This window comes from Cupriavidus sp. 22TCCZM04-2 (genome assembly GCF_057798895.1).
In genome coordinates this window covers 35,861-50,766 of the sequence record NZ_JBYOJS010000024.1, presented here as the reverse complement: position 1 = coordinate 50,766, position 14,906 = coordinate 35,861, and the positions used below count along the sequence as shown (strand labels likewise).

14 protein-coding genes are annotated in these 14,906 nt (G+C 66.0%); 8 read left to right on the top strand and 6 right to left on the bottom strand.

Annotation, left to right across the window (positions count from 1 at the left end):
- Positions 1–118: 118 nt before the first annotated feature.
- From AC3FKG_RS26250 to AC3FKG_RS26225, 6 genes are all read left to right on the top strand, one after another.
- Positions 119–1,051, top strand: a complete 933-nt coding sequence (locus tag AC3FKG_RS26250; RefSeq protein WP_488744525.1) for a DUF72 domain-containing protein — start codon at positions 119–121, stop codon at positions 1,049–1,051.
- Positions 1,052–1,087: 36 nt separating this feature from the next.
- Positions 1,088–2,506, top strand: coding sequence for an ATP-dependent RNA helicase DbpA (dbpA, locus tag AC3FKG_RS26245; RefSeq protein ID WP_488744524.1), 1,419 nt, complete (start codon positions 1,088–1,090; stop codon positions 2,504–2,506).
- A gap of 149 nt (positions 2,507–2,655) precedes the next feature.
- Complete coding sequence (locus AC3FKG_RS26240; RefSeq protein ID WP_483710028.1) at positions 2,656–3,096, top strand: CBS domain-containing protein; 441 nt, start codon at positions 2,656–2,658, stop codon at positions 3,094–3,096.
- A 336-nt stretch (positions 3,097–3,432) separates the two neighbouring features.
- The gene (locus AC3FKG_RS26235) at positions 3,433–4,923 is read left to right on the top strand and encodes an MDR family MFS transporter (protein WP_483711575.1); all 1,491 of its coding nucleotides are present in this window, start codon (positions 3,433–3,435) and stop codon (positions 4,921–4,923) included.
- A 91-nt stretch (positions 4,924–5,014) separates the two neighbouring features.
- On the top strand, positions 5,015–5,656 hold the full coding sequence (locus tag AC3FKG_RS26230; RefSeq protein WP_483710030.1) for a glutathione peroxidase: 642 nt from the start codon (positions 5,015–5,017) through the stop codon (positions 5,654–5,656).
- A 135-nt stretch (positions 5,657–5,791) separates the two neighbouring features.
- Complete coding sequence (locus AC3FKG_RS26225) at positions 5,792–6,583, top strand: oxygen-binding di-iron domain-containing protein (RefSeq protein WP_483710032.1); 792 nt, start codon at positions 5,792–5,794, stop codon at positions 6,581–6,583.
- On the opposite strand, the gene gstA is transcribed toward AC3FKG_RS26225, so the two are convergent.
- The 6 genes from gstA to AC3FKG_RS26195 form a co-directional block, all read right to left on the bottom strand.
- A complete protein-coding gene (gene gstA, locus AC3FKG_RS26220) occupies positions 6,584–7,210 on the bottom strand; it encodes a glutathione transferase GstA (protein WP_488744523.1) in 627 nt (208 codons plus the stop codon). It abuts the gene before it with no gap.
- Between the two features lie 122 nt (positions 7,211–7,332).
- Entirely contained in the window at positions 7,333–8,070 is a 738-nt protein-coding gene (locus AC3FKG_RS26215) for an aspartate/glutamate racemase family protein (protein WP_483710035.1), read from the bottom strand.
- Between the two features lie 35 nt (positions 8,071–8,105).
- Positions 8,106–9,527: a dihydropyrimidinase gene (gene hydA, locus AC3FKG_RS26210; protein WP_483710036.1), complete on the bottom strand. Its 1,422-nt coding sequence runs from the start codon at positions 9,525–9,527 to the stop codon at positions 8,106–8,108.
- 31 nt (positions 9,528–9,558) lie between these two features.
- Positions 9,559–10,287, bottom strand: coding sequence for a maleate cis-trans isomerase family protein (locus tag AC3FKG_RS26205; RefSeq protein WP_488744522.1), 729 nt, complete (start codon positions 10,285–10,287; stop codon positions 9,559–9,561).
- A gap of 65 nt (positions 10,288–10,352) precedes the next feature.
- Positions 10,353–11,549: a serine hydrolase domain-containing protein gene (locus AC3FKG_RS26200; protein ID WP_488744521.1), complete on the bottom strand. Its 1,197-nt coding sequence runs from the start codon at positions 11,547–11,549 to the stop codon at positions 10,353–10,355.
- Between the two features lie 89 nt (positions 11,550–11,638).
- The gene (locus AC3FKG_RS26195; RefSeq protein WP_483710042.1) at positions 11,639–12,937 is read right to left on the bottom strand and encodes an MFS transporter; all 1,299 of its coding nucleotides are present in this window, start codon (positions 12,935–12,937) and stop codon (positions 11,639–11,641) included.
- A 180-nt stretch (positions 12,938–13,117) separates the two neighbouring features.
- Here AC3FKG_RS26195 and AC3FKG_RS26190 point away from each other — a divergent pair, with 180 nt between their 5' ends.
- Positions 13,118–13,855, top strand: coding sequence for a GntR family transcriptional regulator (locus AC3FKG_RS26190; RefSeq protein ID WP_483710044.1), 738 nt, complete (start codon positions 13,118–13,120; stop codon positions 13,853–13,855).
- Positions 13,852–14,694: a fumarylacetoacetate hydrolase family protein gene (locus tag AC3FKG_RS26185; RefSeq protein ID WP_483710046.1), complete on the top strand. Its 843-nt coding sequence runs from the start codon at positions 13,852–13,854 to the stop codon at positions 14,692–14,694. The genes AC3FKG_RS26190 and AC3FKG_RS26185 overlap by 4 nt, the downstream gene beginning before the upstream one ends.
- Positions 14,695–14,906 lie beyond the last annotated feature (212 nt).

Here is a 14,906-nt window from a genome sequence, read left to right as displayed (position 1 = left end):
GAGCCGGGAGCGGGCGCTTGCCTGCGCCCGGCTTTGTTTCGACTGGTGCCGCCTTCTCATTTCCGCCGGCTGCGGTTTCCCGCTAGACTTCGATTCTCGCGCCCAGGGAGATCGCGCCATGGCAGCACGCACAATGGGCAAGTCCGCATCCACACCGGCCAAGCCGGTTGCCTCCGCACCGCAGCCCGCCTCGCGGCGCAAGACCGGGGCCGATACCCTGATACGTCTGATACGCGTCGGCATCGGCGGATGGAGCTACGCGCCGTGGCGCGACAATTTCTATCCCGACGGCCTCGCGCAGTCGCGTGAGCTGGAATACGCCAGCCGGCACCTGACGGCCATCGAGATCAACAGCACCTATCACGGCACCCAGAAGCGCGCGTCGTTCGCCAAATGGCGCGACGAAACGCCCGATGATTTCGTGTTCTCGGTGAAGGCCTCGCGCTTTGCCACCAACCGCCGCGTGCTGGCGGAATCGGGCGAATCGATCGCGCGCTTTATCGATTCCGGCATCGCGGAGCTTGGCTCGAAGCTCGGGCCGCTGGTCTGGCAGTTCGCCCCGACCAAGCAGTTCGACGCCGGGGATTTCGAAGCCTTCCTGCAATTGCTGCCGGATTCCGTGGAAGGCGTGAAGCTGCGCCACGTGCTGGAAGTCCGGCATGACAGTTTCGCGGTGCCCGAATACCTGAAGCTCGCGCGCAAATACAAGGCCGCCACGGTCTATACCGACTCGGCGAAGTTTCCATCGATCGCGGACCTGACCACGGATTTTGTCTACGCGCGCCTGATGGAAAGCAGCGAGAAGCTGCCGACCGGCTACGGGCCGAAGGCGCTCGACGCGTGGGCCGGACACGCGCAGACCTGGGCCGCGGGCAAGGCGCCGGCTGAACTGGAGCAGGTGGAAGACAAGCAGCCAGCGGCGAAAAAACGCGAAGTCTTCATCTTCTTCATCAACGGCGCCAAGGAACGCGCCCCGGCGGCCGCGCAGGCATTGCTGTCGCGCCTGGGCTGGGCGCCGCAGGAACCGGTGCCGGTGAAAAAGCGCGCCTGAGGGCGGTCGACCGAAACCCCGTTGCTACAATCCGGCATGAACGAAAACTCCCAAACGCCGCAAGCCGGCGCCCCCGCCGCGGATTTCTCCGCCCTGCCGCTGTCGCCGGCCATGCTTGCCACGCTCGCCCAGCTTGGCTATGACGAGATGACGCCGATCCAGGCCGCCAGCCTGCCGTTGACGCTCGCCGGACACGACCTGATCGCCCAGGCCAAGACCGGCAGCGGCAAGACCGCCGCGTTTGCGTTGGCCCTGCTCCACCGGCTGGACACGCGCCGCTTCGACGTGCAGGCCATGGTGCTGTGTCCCACACGCGAACTGGCCGACCAGGTCACGCAGGAAATCCGCCGCCTGGCGCGCGCCGAAGAGAACATCAAGGTGCTGACGCTGTGCGGTGGCTCGCCAATGCGCCCGCAGGTCGACAGCCTGGTCCATGGCGCGCATGTGGTGGTGGGCACGCCGGGCCGCATCCTCGACCATATCGACCGCGGCAGCCTGGAGCTGTCGGCGATCAACACGCTGGTGCTCGACGAAGCGGACCGCATGCTCGACATGGGCTTCTTCGACGATATCGCTTACGTCGCCAGCCGCTGTCCGAGCGAGCGCCAGACGCTGCTGTTCTCGGCGACTTATCCGCCCGGGATCGACAAGCTGACGCAGAAGTTCCTGCGCAAGCCGCGGGAGGTCAAGCTGGCCGAGCGGCACGACAGCACCAGCATCCGCCAGTATTTCTATGAGGTCGAGGAAGGCGAGCGGCTGAACGCCGTGGGGCGCCTGCTCGACCATTTCCGTCCGGCCAGCACGCTGGCATTCTGCAATACCAAGGCGCGCTGCCGTGATCTGGTGGACCTGCTGCGCGCGCAGGGTTTCCAGGCGCTGGCCTTGCACGGCGACCTGGAGCAGCGCGACCGCGACCAGGTGCTGGTGCAGTTCGCCAACGGCAGCTGCTCGGTGCTGGTGGCCACTGACGTGGCCGCGCGCGGGCTCGATATCGCGCAACTGGGCGCAGTGATCAACGTGGAAGTCACGCCGGACCCCGAAATCCATATCCACCGCGTCGGCCGCACTGGCCGTGCCGGTGAAGAGGGCTGGGCCTTCAGCCTGGTCAGCATGGACGAGATGGGGCGCGTCGGCAACCTGGAGCAGCACCACGGCGGCGAGTTCGAATGGCATCCGCTGGCCGAACTGCAGCCGGCCAGCAATGAACGGCTGCTGCCCTCCATGGTGACCCTGCAGATGCTCGGCGGGCGCAAGGAAAAGATCCGTCCGGGCGATATCCTGGGCGCGCTGACGGGCGAGGCCGGCTTTACCAAGGAGCAGATCGGCAAGATCAACGTGATGGAGATGTCGACCTACATCGCGGTGGATCGCTCCATCGGCAAGGAAGCGGTGCGCCGGCTCAATGCCGGGAAGGTCAAAGGCAAGAAGGTGAAGGTGAGGATGCTGACGGAGTGAGGCCTCCACGGGCGACCGCATAGTTTCCCTCAGATCCCGCTTCGCGAAGATTCGTGTAAGTCACCCTGTCAGGGCGCACTATCCTTTGCTAATCTGATGGACATGGCATCTCTGCCGCAGCGCATGATCGACAGAAGAAGGAGTGGGTGATGACAACCGCACGCCAGGTCGTAGAGTCCAAGCCGACTCAAGCCATCTTCAGCATTCCGCCCACGGCGACGGTATATGCCGCGCTGCAGTTGATGGCGGAAAAGGGCATCGGCGCCGTGCTCGTGATGGAGCACGGCAAGATCGTGGGGATCCTCAGCGAGCGCGACTATGCGCGCAAGGTCATCCTGATGCAGCGTTCGTCACGCGATACGCTGGTGCGCGACATCATGACATCGTCGGTCATCTATGTGAGTGGCGACCAGACCACCGACGAATGCATGGCGCTGATGACCAAGCATCGCATGCGCCACTTGCCGGTGATGAATGGCGAGGATTTGCTCGGCATGCTGTCGATTGGTGACCTGGTGAAGGACATCATCTCCGAGCAGCAATTCATCATCGAGCAGCTCGAGCACTATATCCACGGCGGCAGCCGCTAGCTGCCGGACGCAACCAAGGTGGTGCGCTCTGCGCGCACCACCGTTGCCTCTGCCCGTTCCTGAGCGTTTCAGCCTCGTTGTTGCACGGGCGCCGCACGCCATATGCGAGTCGCGCATATAATTATGCGTTTGCTGAATTCGTGAATCCGGCCATCCACCGCGGCGTCTGAACGCTGCGCGCCTGGACTTCCGGCCGGTGCCAGTCCCCCTGCTTTGTTGACCGCCTGCGGCCATCTCGCCGCGCGCTGCTGTTGTCCGCCCATGTCATCGCTTACCCCGGCCAGTCAGGCCAACGCTTCCATTCCCCTTGCCCCGGCCATTGATCACCACGCCATCATGCGCGTGATCGGCGGCATCGTGCTGTGCATCCTGCTGGCGGCGCTGGACCAGACCGTCGTCATCCCGGCCGTGCCGGCGATCGCCAATGACCTGAACGGTTTCGGGCACCTGTCTTGGATCGTGACGGCGTACCTGATTACCTCGACCGTCGCCACGCCGCTGTACGGCAAGCTGTCCGACAGCTTCGGACGGCGCCGGCTGCTGATGGTGGCGATCACGCTGTTTATCCTGGCCTCGGTCGCGTGCGCCATGGCGCAGTCGCTGGGGCAGCTGATCCTGTTCCGCGCGCTGCAGGGGATCGGCGGCGGCGGACTGATGTCGCTCGCGCAGGCGGCCATTGCCGACGTGGTGGCACCGCGCCAGCGCGGGCGCTACCAGGGTTATCTGGCGACGGTGTGGGCGGTGGCTTCCATCGCCGGGCCGCTGGTGGGCGGCTGGGTGTCCGACAACCTGTCGTGGCGCTGGCTGTTCTGGATCAACCTGCCGCTGGGCGGGCTGGCGATGGTGATGTGCTACCGCGGCCTGGCCATGCTGCCCGTGCGCGGCGGCCGTGCGCGCGTGGACTGGCTCGGGGCGCTGCTGCTGGCCGTGGCCATCGTCGCGTTCCTGCTGGCGATGAGCTGGGGCGGCGACGTGTTCGACTGGCTGTCGCCGCAGCTTGGCCTGCTGGCCTTGCTGACCGTGGGCGCCGTCGCCGCGCTGGCCTGGCAGGAGCGCCGCGCCGCCGATCCGATGCTGCCGCCGCGGCTGTTCGCCAACCGTGCCTATGTGATGGGCGTGGCGGCTTCGGCGCTGGCCGCGCTGAATATCTTCCTGTGTATTTTTGCCCTGCCCCTGCATTTCCAGCTCATGCGCGGCGCCGATGCGTCGATGTCGGGCCTGCTGGTGATGCCGTTCCTGCTGGCCACCGTGGCGGGCAACTTCATCGTGGCGTGGCTGGCGCCGCGCGTGGGCCGCATGCGCGGCATCCTGACGGCCGGTTTCGTGGCTGGCATGCTGGGGCTCGCCGTGCTGGCGCTCTCCACGTCCGCCGTGCCGCTGGCGGTGGTGCTGCTCGCAATGGCCGTGGGCGGCGTCGGACTGGGCATGGTCATGGTCGGTACGCTGATGAGCGTGCAGAACGTGCTGGAGCGCCGCGACACCGGCGCCGGCACCGGCGCCCTGCTGGTGCTGCGCTCGCTCGGCAGCGCGCTGGGCGGCGCGTTGGCCGGCACGCTGCTGACGCTGGAGTTTCGTCACGCCACGGCCGCCGCCGGGCTGACGCAGGCGCTGGACCTGGGTGCGCTGCGACACGGCAGCGAAGCATTCGCGCAGCTCTCGCCGATGGTGCGGCAGGTGCTTGCCGCGGGCGTCGAATCGGGCTTCCAGCTGATCTTCGCCGTGGGCGCCGTGGCCGCGCTGCTGGCACTCGGCATCGTGCGCTGCATGCCGGACCTGGAGCTGCGCGGCAGCGTCACTGAACACGCCGCCACGCTGGCCATGGACTGAGCCGTCGCCGGCGGCAAGGCGGCCAACGGCGTAAACTATGGCGTACCCGATACAGCGAGACACCCCCGCATATAGAGACAGGAGACATCGCATGAACCGCCGTCAGACCGCCCTTGCCGCTGCATTCCTGCACCCTTCCGCACTGGCTGCGGCACTGGCGCTTGCCGCCGCCAGTGCCGCGCTCCTGCCGCACCCGGCGCGTGCCGCTGACAGGTCCGCCGCTATCCCGGCCGCTGCGCCGGCCGGCAACTGCCCGGCCTCGCTCAATTTCCAGTTCCCGCGCCTGCAGGACGAGGCGCCGCAAAACCTCTGCCAGTACGCCGGCAAGGTGGTGCTGGTAGTCAACACCGCGAGCTATTGCGGCTTCACGCCGCAGTACGAAGGGCTCGAAGCGCTCTATTCCAGGTATCGCGACCGCGGGCTGGTGGTGCTGGGATTCCCGTCCAATGACTTCTCGCAGGAGCCGGGGTCGTCCAAGGAGATCGCGGATTTTTGCTACAACACCTACGGCGTCAAGTTCCCGATGCTCGGCAAGTCGCACGTTCGCGGCGGCGATGTCAATCCGATGTACGCGATGCTGGCGAAGGAAACCGGTACCGCGCCGAAATGGAACTTCTACAAGTACCTGATCGACCGCAGGGGCAATGTCGTGGCCAGCTACAACAGCATGACCACGCCCGACGACAAGCAGTTCGTGGCGAAGATCGAGCAGTTGCTGTCCAGCCAGCGCTGAATCGACCGAACCTGTCTTTCGCCTGCGACAGCCCGGCCATGGCCGGGCAGTTTTGCCTGGAGAAATTGACCTGCATCAAGCTCCCATCGCCGCCGGCTGATTAACGTCGCCGCTTTCAGACGGCGGAACCAGACGATGGGCATCACCCTGTACGACGCAGACGGACACACCTGCCTGATGTTTGCCGACCTGGTCGAAGAGGCGCATGGCGAGGTGGTGCAGACCAACCAGTTCCTGGTGGTGGACCACGGCCACGGCGCGCTGATCGATCCGGGCGGCAACATGACCTACAGCGAGCTGTACCTGGCTATCGGCCGCTACTTTCCGCCAAAGCAGCTCGATTACGTGCTGGCTTCGCACGCGGATCCGGATATCGTCGCTTCGGTCGGCCGCTGGCTGACCGGGTCGGACTGCAAGGTGCTGATTTCCCGGGTCTGGGCGCGCTTCCTTCCGCATTTCTGCCAGGCTGGCAAGACCGCTGGCCGCATCGTGACCATCCCCGATGCCGGCGCGCATATCCCGCTGGGCCGGAGTTCGCTGATTGCCCTGCCGGCGCACTTCCTGCATTCCGAGGGCAATTTCCAGTTCTACGATCCGGTCAGCAAGATCCTGTTCTCGGGAGACCTGGGCGCGGCCATGACGAGTGCCGGCGAGGCCGGCACCACCGTCACGGATTTCGATGCCCACGCGCCGCGCATGCTGCCGTTCCACCAGCGCTACATGAGCGGCAACCGCGCCTGCCGGCTATGGGCGGCCATGGCGCGCACGCTCGATATCGAATGGATCGTGCCGCAGCACGGGCCGTCGTTTCGCGGCAAGGCCATGGTGGCGCGCTTCATCGACTGGGTCGAGAACCTGCAGTGCGGGCTGGACCTGCTTACCTCCAATCACTATCGCGTGCCGCCAGCGCGCGCCACGATGGACTGATCAGCCGCGGAGCAGGCCTTCCGCGCGCATGGCTTCCTGCACGGCGGGGCGCGCGGCGACGCGCGCGAGGTATTGCTGCAGCGATGGGTATGCCGTCAGCGGCATCATCAGCATGCGTGCCCAGCCCAGAATCGTGAAGCAGTAGGCATCGGCCACGGTAAAGGTGCTGCCGGTCAGGTACTCGCTGGATTGCAGGTGGCGGTCGAGTTCGGCGAAGCGCAGCTGCAGCCTGGCCTTGCACACCTGCGCGGTGCTGTCGGCGGTTTCCTTGTGCCACAGCCACGGGCTGAACACCTTGTGCAATTCCGTGGAGACCAGCGTGAGCCAACTGATGGCTTCCAGCCGTTCTCGCGTGCCTGCAGCCGGCAGCAGCCTGCTTTCGGGCACCAGATCGGCGACGTACTGCAGCAGCGCGGCCACTTCGCTGTGGCGCGAGCCGTCGTCGAGCTGCAACAGGGGCACGTAGCCGCGGGGATGGATCGCGTAGAAATCGTCGCTGCCGTTCTCGGCTTCCACCAGCTTGTGGTGGACCAGGTCGACCCTGGCGAGCGTGACCGGCAGTCCCGCTTCACGCAGGGCGATGTGGACCGCCATCGAGCAGGCGCCGGGGGAATAGTAGAGCTTCATCAGGGTGTCCTATGTCGCGTTGGGCCACGGCGTGATGCAGTGGCCGTGCACGCAGTCTAGGACTTGCACGGGTGGCAGGCAATGCGCAGGGGCGTGCCCCTGCGCATTCGCACCGGGTGCGCTCAGGCGAGCAATTGCGAGAGCGCTGCCGGCAGGCCGGCATTGGGCTTGCGCGGCGGCCGCGCGAAGCTGCCTTCGCGCGTGGTGCCGGCCTGCAGCGCGACCAGCGATTCGCAATGGCGCACGGCGCTGCTGACGCCATCGACGACCGGCACTGGAATGCGGCCCTTGAGCGAACGCGCCAAGCCAGCGAGCGGCGCGCCGGCGACGATGATGACGTCAGCGCCATCTTCGCGCACGGCCTGCAGGCTGAGTTCTTCCAGCCGCGCGGCATGGTCTTCCTGCACACTGCCGATATCGCGCAGCGGTTCCTGCAGCGAACGAATGCTTGCGAGCCGCGACGAGAGCCCGTTGCTTGCCACGCATTCGCGATACCACGCCTCGATGCGATGCGAAATCGCGATGATCGAGAAGCGTTGGCCCAGCAGGCAGGCGCTGGCCAGTGCGGCCTCGGTCATGCCGACCACGGGCACGTCGAACAGCTCCTTGAGTCCGGCCAGGCCCGGGTCGCCGAAGGCGGCGACGACCAGGCCGTCGAACTTGCCGGCATGCTCGGCGGCGGCGCACGCGGTCGCGTAGCCGCCCACCAGCGCTTCAAAGCGCGTTTCGATATAGGCCACGCCGAACTGCGCAGTGGCCATGGTGATGTTCGTCTCGGGCGCGGCAGTGCGCAGCGCTTCCGCGTGGATCAGGTCGGTGACCGACTCGCTGATGTTGGGGTTGACGATCAGGAGATTCATGATGGGTTTGCGATGGATTCCGCGATGTGTTCGGTTCAGACCTCGGGTTGCCCGGCTTCCAGGAACCTGCCGCGTCCGGCCGCGGGCTCCAGGTACTCGCCGTTGCGCACCAGCATGTCGCCGCGCGAGAAAGCGGTCACGGGCCAGCCCGTCACTTCGATGCCTTCATACGGCGTGTAGTCGACCGCGTGATGCAGCGCGTCGTTGGTGATGCGCACCTTGCGCGCGGGATCCCACAGCACGATGTCCGCATCGGCGCCGACCGCGATGGTGCCCTTGCGCGGATACAGGCCATAGATCTTGGCCGGACGGTACGAAGTCAGCTCGACGAACTGGTGCAGCGACAGCTTGCCGCGCGCCACGCCGTCGAACAGCAGCGGCAGGCGCGTTTCAATACCCGGCACGCCATTGGGAATGTGGTCGAACGCATGCTCGGTGCTGCCGCCCAGCTTCTTGCCTTCCGGATCGTCGTAATTGAACGGCGCATGGTCCGACGAGAACACGCTGAATACGCCGTTGACCAGCGCGCGCCACACGGCGGCCTGGTTCTCCGGATCGCGCGGCGGTGGGCTGCAGACGCACTTGGCGCCTTCATAGCCGTCATCGCCGGGCAGGCCCATGTCGTCGGCGGTGAGGTACAGGTACTGCGGGCAGGTCTCGGCCAGGATCTTCAGTCCACGGCCCTGCGCCCAGCGGATTTGCTCGATCGCTTCCTTGCCCGACACATGCACGATCAGGATCGGCACATCGACCAGTTCGGCGAACGTGATGGCGCGATGCGTGGCCTCGCGCTCGACCGGCGCCGGACGCGCCAGGCCGTGGAAGCGGGGCGCGATGCGGCCTTCGCCGGTGAGCTTGTCGGTCAGCCACGAGATGCAATCAGAGTTCTCGGCATGGACCATCACGAGCGCCTTGTGTTCGCGCGCGACGTCGAGCACCTCCAGCATTTCGCGGTCCGACAGCTTCAGGTCGTCATAGGTCATGTAGACCTTGAACGAGGTGTAGCCCTGGCGGATCAGCGCGGGCAGCTCGTCCTGCAGCACGGCGGGCGTCGGGTCGGCCACGATCAGGTGGAACGCGTAGTCGATCACGGCGCGGCCTTCGGCGCGGCTGTGGTAATCGGCGACGGCTGCCTTGAGCGAATGGCCCTTTTCCTGCGCGGCGAACGGGATCACCGTGGTGGTGCCGCCGCACACGGCCGCGCGCGTGCCGGTGAAGAAGTCATCGGCCATGCGCATGCCGTCGGGCATGGGCTGGTCCAGGTGGCAGTGGCCGTCGACGCCGCCGGGCAGCGCGAGCAGGCCGGTGGCGTCGATTTCGCGGTTGCCTTGCGGCAGGCCCTGGCCGAGCGCGACGATGCGGCCGTCGCGCACGCCGATATCGCACTGGAAGCGGTCGGAAGCGGTGACCACGTCGGCATTGCGGATCACGAGGTCGAGGTTGTTGTCTGCGGGCATGGTCATCACTCCGGTTCGTTGACTCGCTGCCTTACTGGACTTCGCGGAACAGCTGGCCCCAGCCGGTCAGCGCGCGCGTATCCACGCCGGCCAGGCGCAGCGACTTCCACACCACGGTGGAGATGGTGTCGTACACGGGAATGCCGGTCTCGGCTTCCAGCGCTTCCACCAGGTGCGCCGCGCGCAGGTTGGTGCAGAACGTGGTGATGGCCTGCGGCGCGTCCTTGGCGAGTTCGCGCACCATGGTGCGGATAGTGTCCTCTTCGACCTCGGCGAAGCTGTAGTTCACGTGCAGGTCCAGATGGCGCTCGGCCGAGCAATCGAAGCCGCTGCGCTGGTAGTTGGCGACGATGCGTTGCTGAACGTCGTCGAGGTACGGCGTGGCCAGCCCGAAGCGGCGCGCACCGGTCTTTTCCAGGATCTCGTTGAGCGCCAGCACCGACGTGGTGGCGGGAATGCCCGTGGCTTCGGTGATCTGCTTGCACAGTGCCTCGTCCTTGTCGAAGCCGAGCCAGCCCGACGACGTGCCATTCCACGCGATCACGTCGACGCGCGCATCGGCCAGCAGGCGCGCGGCGCCCAGGATCTTCTCGAGGTCGAACTGGCCCAGCGCCTGGTCGCGCAGCGAGATCTCGGTGACGGTGAAGCGAGAGAAATGCGCGCTTACGTTTGGCAGGCCGCTGACCATCGCGCTGGTGATCGGTTCGAGCGCGGTGTTGGAGGACGGCGTCAGCATGCCGAGGCGGATTTGCTTGGTCATTGCAGTAGTTCTCAGGAATGGTGCGGGCGCCGTCGTGCGCGGCGCTCCGTTGTTTATTTTTGGGCTTACTGTTCGGGCTTGTCGTTGAAGGCGAGGGCGGTGCCGGGCACGCGCGGGCTGGTGCGTGCCAATTCGAGCTCCTTGCGCAGCGCTGCCTGTCGCGCGGCATCCGGGTGCACGGCGTTGCCGGCCTGCAGCGCGGGCAGCACGTAGTCGTTCACCATGCGGCGGTACAGGTCGAGGTAGGCTGCGTCGCGCAGGCCGCCTTGCGTGGACATGATGCTGTTCATCACGATGACCGCGTTCTGCTTCGGCAGCACGGTGATGAACTGGCCCTTGTAGCCCATGGCGCTGAATTCGCGCTCGCTCTTCACGATGTTGTTGACCCAGCAGTAGAAGCCATAGTCTGGCGCCGGTCCGGACGGCGTGGTCATGCGTGCGACCCAGGATGCCGGCACGACCTGCTGGCCGTTCCAGCGGCCCTGGTTCAGCATCAGCAGGCCGAGCCTCGCCATGTCGATGGAGCGCAGGCGCAGGCCCCAGCCGCCGGAGACCGCGCCCTTGCCATCGGCACCGTCCCAGCGGTAGTGCTGCATGCCGAGCGGCTTGAACAGGCGTTGCTCGGCATATTGCTGCTCGGGCAGTCCGGTGACCTGGCTGATGGTGGCGCCGACCAGCACGGGATTGACGTCGATGTAGTCGAACTCGGTGCCGGGCGCGACGCGTACGCTGGCGGAGGCCGCGACCTTGAGCCGGTCGGGCACGCCGTAGTAGAGCGTGTCAGTGCCTTCGACGAGCTTGTACGACAGCCCGCTCGACATCGACATCAGGTGGCGCAGCTGGATCGCCTGCTTGTTGGCAAGCGCCGGCGCAAGGTCGGGGCGCGCGGCGGCAAGGCGTGCGGCCGGCGCGTCCTCGGCGTTGAGCTTGCCGTCTCCGACCAGCGTGCCTACCAGCAGGGCGCTGATGAATTTGGTGACGGAATACAACTCATGGTTGTAGTCGCGCGAGAGGCCGTCGCCGTAGCGCTCGAACACGAGCTTGCCGTCCTTGATGACGAGCAGGCTGCGCACGTCGAGCTTGTCGCGGCGGATCCATTCGGACAAGGCCACGAGCTTCGCCGAGTCGACGCCGACAGCCTCGGGTTGCGCGGCCGGAATGCCATCGGCGCTTGCACGGGCGGGTGCCGCCGGGGCGGCGTGGACCTGCAGGGCGCCGACGGCAAGCACGGCGGCGGCCAGCATGCGGGGGATGCGAGTCATGATATGTCTCCTCCTCCTCGCCGCGCCGTCCGTTGGACGGACGCCTGCGCGACGGGTGCGGATATGGCTTTCTTAGGGACCGGTGCGGGTCAGACCGGAATCTTCGTCTCGTAGTCAATCGAGGTGGAGGCCAGCAGCAGGCCCACGCCGGCCGCCGCGAAGAACATCAGTGCCAGGAAGTAGGAGCCCGTGGCCTGCACGATCAGGCCGACGATGATCGGCACGCTGATGCCGGCGATATTGCCGCCCAGGTTCATCAGGCCGCCCAGGAAGCCAATCTTGTTGCGCGTGCCCAGCATCGACGGCACGGACCAGAACAGGCCGCACCAGCGCAGGAAGAACATGGTGGAGGAGAGCAGCGCCACCACGGCCACCGCATTGGCGACATAGGCCACCGAGAAGATCGACACGGTGGCGACCACGGCCGCGATACCGAACAGCGTGCGCATCACCACGTTGGGGCGGCCGCCGGCTTCCTTCCACTTGTCGGCGATCCAGCCACCGACGAGTTCGCCCACGAAGCCGCTCATGAAGATAAGGAAGCTCGCGCCGCCCATCGTCTTCAGGTCAAAGCCGCGTGCCTTGCTCAGGTAGGTCGGCATCCAGGTCAGCAGGCCGTAGAACACGGCGTTGAAGCACATCCAGCTGATGGCCATGCACCACACCGAGCGGTACTTGAAGAAGTCGAGCGAACGGCCGGACAGGTTGGTCGGCTCGGTGCTGTGTTCGCGTGCGTGGGCTTCCTCGATGTGACGTGCTTCGAGTTCATTGACGCCGCTGTGTTCGCGCGGGGAATTGCGGATGTACCACCAGGCCACGAAGCCGGCCAGCACGGTGCCGACGCCGGCGACCACGAACGACATGCGCCACGAGCCGAGTTCGCTGATGAGTCCGGCGATGATGAGCGAGCCGAGCGCCGCGCCCAGCGGCGCGCCGCCGTCCAGCAGCGTGGCACCGCGGCCGCGTTCGTTCTGCGTCATCCAGATGGCATTGAGTTTGCCGCCGGCCGGATAGATCGGCGCTTCTGAGGCGCCCAGCCCGAGTCGGGTCAGCAGCAGCGCGGTGGCGTTGGTACAGACCGCCGCGATGGCCTGGAAGAAACCCCAGAACACGGTGGCGCAGGCAATCACGATGCGCGGCTTGTACTTGTCGGCCAGCATCCCGCCCGGGATCTGCATGAATGCATAGGTCCAGAAGAAGGAACTGAGGATCAGCCCCTGCATGGCGGGGCTGAGGTCGAACTCCTTGGCGATCAGCGGCATGGCGACCGACAGCGACGCGCGGTCGATGTAGTTGATCGCGACGAGCATCAGCATCATCAGGAAGATTTTCCAGCGCACGCTGCTGCGCGTGGCCGTGAGGGTGCCGGCTTGGCTTGTCGTTTGCATGACGGGGGTGTCTCCTTACTCCAGGTCCTTCAATTGAGGCGTTTGTAGTCTGTGTCGCGCAACTGGATCGGAGTATAGGATACGTAATCTGTAATTACAACTCACGTAAGTCATTGATTTTGTGTAGATGCAATTGCACAATTGTGGGTGTGATAGCCTTCGGTTGGTGCAAATTTCCCCATGCTGGTGACGTCCGTGACACAAACGCTTCCGAAAACTGCCCGTCTGCGCACTTTGGGCATGTCCGCCGAAATCGCGGCGCGCCTGCGCACGATGATCGAAGAGGGCGAACTTCCGCCCGGCGAGCGCATCGACGAGCGGGCCTTCTGCGAGGCGTTCGATGTCTCGAAGACGCCGCTGCGCGAGGCCCTCAAGGTGCTGGTGGCCGAAGGTCTGGTGCTGCACCGGCAGTACATTGGCTACCGCGTCGCGCCGCTGGATCTTGACGAACTGCGTTCGACTTTCGAAACGCTGCACGGCCTGGAGGCGACCGCTGGCGAGCTGGCCGCTCAGCGCCTGGACGATGCCGCGCAGGCCAGGCTGGAGCGCCGCCACCAGGCCATGATCGACGCGCACGAGGCGGGGCGGCGCACCGACTATTTCCGTATCAACCAGGAAATCCACCAGCTCATCATCGACGGTGCCGCCAACCCGGTGCTGGCGGCGGTCTATGCCGCGCTGATGAGCAAGGTGCACCGCGCCCGCGGCGCCGCCAACGCGGATATGCTGCGCTGGCAGGAGTCGCATGAGGAACATGAGGAAATCATGGCGGCGCTGCGAGAGCCGGGCCGGCCGCGCCTGGCTCAAGTGCTGCGCCGGCATTCCGAGAACACCGCCAACGAAGTGATGACCGTCGTCGCGCGCTCGCTCGCGGGGGTAGCCGACCGGCAGAACAATCCATCCAAGGGAAAACAATGAAACTGGTGAGAACTGGCCAGCCCGGCGCCGAGCGCCCGGGCCTGATCGATGCGCAGGGCAAGGTGCGCGACCTGTCCGGCGTGGTAGGGGACATCACCGCCTCGCAGCTGTCGCCGGATGCGCTCGCACGACTGGCTCAGGTCGATGCGGCCACGCTGCCGGTCGTGGAGGGCACGCGCTTTGGCGTGCCCTGGACCGGCATCGGCAAGATCATCGCGATCGGCCTGAACTATGCGGACCATGCGGCCGAAGCAGGCATGCCGATCCCGGCGGAACCGATCGTCTTCCTCAAGGCCAACAGCTCGCTCAACGGCCCCGATGACGATGTGATGCTGCCTTACGGATCGGTGAAGTCCGACTGGGAGGTGGAGCTGGGCGTGGTGATCGGCAGCACCGCACGCAATGTCTCGCGTGAAGACGCGCTGAGCCATGTGGCCGGTTACTGCGTGGTGAACGACGTCTCTGAGCGCGAATTCCAGATCGAGCGCGGCGGCACGTGGGACAAGGGCAAGGGCTGCGACACGTTCTGCCCGGTCGGCCCGTGGCTGGTCACGCGCGACGAAGTGCCCGATCCGCAGGCGCTGGGCCTGTGGCTGGAGGTCAATGGCGAACGTGTGCAGAAAGGCAGCACGGCGACCATGGTCTTTGACGTGGCCACGGTGGTCAGCTACGTCAGCCGCTTCATGACGCTGCAACCCGGCGACCTGATCGCCACGGGCACGCCGCCGGGCGTGGGCATGGGCTTCAAGCCGCCGCGTTTCCTGAAGGCGGGCGACACGATGCGGCTGGGCATTGAAGGGCTGGGCGTGCAGGGGCAAAAGGTGGTGGCGTACGAGTGATGTGCCGATTGTGTTCCCTCTCCTCTCATGGGGAGAGGGGTGGTTAAGGCACCACGCTTGACCCTGCGCCAGCCTTCCCCACCAACCCCTCTCCCGCAAGCGGGAGAGGGAGCACGCAAGAGGCGCGGCGTAGACCTCCTCAAGGTTCCCGGCAGAAACCCTTTCATACAAAGCGTCGGGTTTCCATACAAAGCGTGCCGCGCGAGCAACAG

Bases quoted from the DNA above. Each gene is read 5' to 3' on its own strand.
- AC3FKG_RS26250 (WP_488744525.1), top strand. From the start codon at position 119: ATGGCAGCACGCACAATGGGCAAGTCCGCATCCACACCGGCCAAGCCG.
- dbpA (WP_488744524.1), top strand. From the start codon at position 1,088: ATGAACGAAAACTCCCAAACGCCGCAAGCCGGCGCCCCCGCCGCGGAT.
- AC3FKG_RS26240 (WP_483710028.1), top strand. From the start codon at position 2,656: ATGACAACCGCACGCCAGGTCGTAGAGTCCAAGCCGACTCAAGCCATC.
- AC3FKG_RS26235 (WP_483711575.1), top strand. From the start codon at position 3,433: ATGCGCGTGATCGGCGGCATCGTGCTGTGCATCCTGCTGGCGGCGCTG.
- AC3FKG_RS26230 (WP_483710030.1), top strand. From the start codon at position 5,015: ATGAACCGCCGTCAGACCGCCCTTGCCGCTGCATTCCTGCACCCTTCC.
- AC3FKG_RS26225 (WP_483710032.1), top strand. From the start codon at position 5,792: ATGGGCATCACCCTGTACGACGCAGACGGACACACCTGCCTGATGTTT.
- gstA (WP_488744523.1), bottom strand. From the start codon at position 7,210: ATGAAGCTCTACTATTCCCCCGGCGCCTGCTCGATGGCGGTCCACATC.
- AC3FKG_RS26215 (WP_483710035.1), bottom strand. From the start codon at position 8,070: ATGAATCTCCTGATCGTCAACCCCAACATCAGCGAGTCGGTCACCGAC.
- hydA (WP_483710036.1), bottom strand. From the start codon at position 9,527: ATGCCCGCAGACAACAACCTCGACCTCGTGATCCGCAATGCCGACGTG.
- AC3FKG_RS26205 (WP_488744522.1), bottom strand. From the start codon at position 10,287: ATGACCAAGCAAATCCGCCTCGGCATGCTGACGCCGTCCTCCAACACC.
- AC3FKG_RS26200 (WP_488744521.1), bottom strand. From the start codon at position 11,549: ATGACTCGCATCCCCCGCATGCTGGCCGCCGCCGTGCTTGCCGTCGGC.
- AC3FKG_RS26195 (WP_483710042.1), bottom strand. From the start codon at position 12,937: ATGCAAACGACAAGCCAAGCCGGCACCCTCACGGCCACGCGCAGCAGC.
- AC3FKG_RS26190 (WP_483710044.1), top strand. From the start codon at position 13,118: ATGCTGGTGACGTCCGTGACACAAACGCTTCCGAAAACTGCCCGTCTG.
- AC3FKG_RS26185 (WP_483710046.1), top strand. From the start codon at position 13,852: ATGAAACTGGTGAGAACTGGCCAGCCCGGCGCCGAGCGCCCGGGCCTG.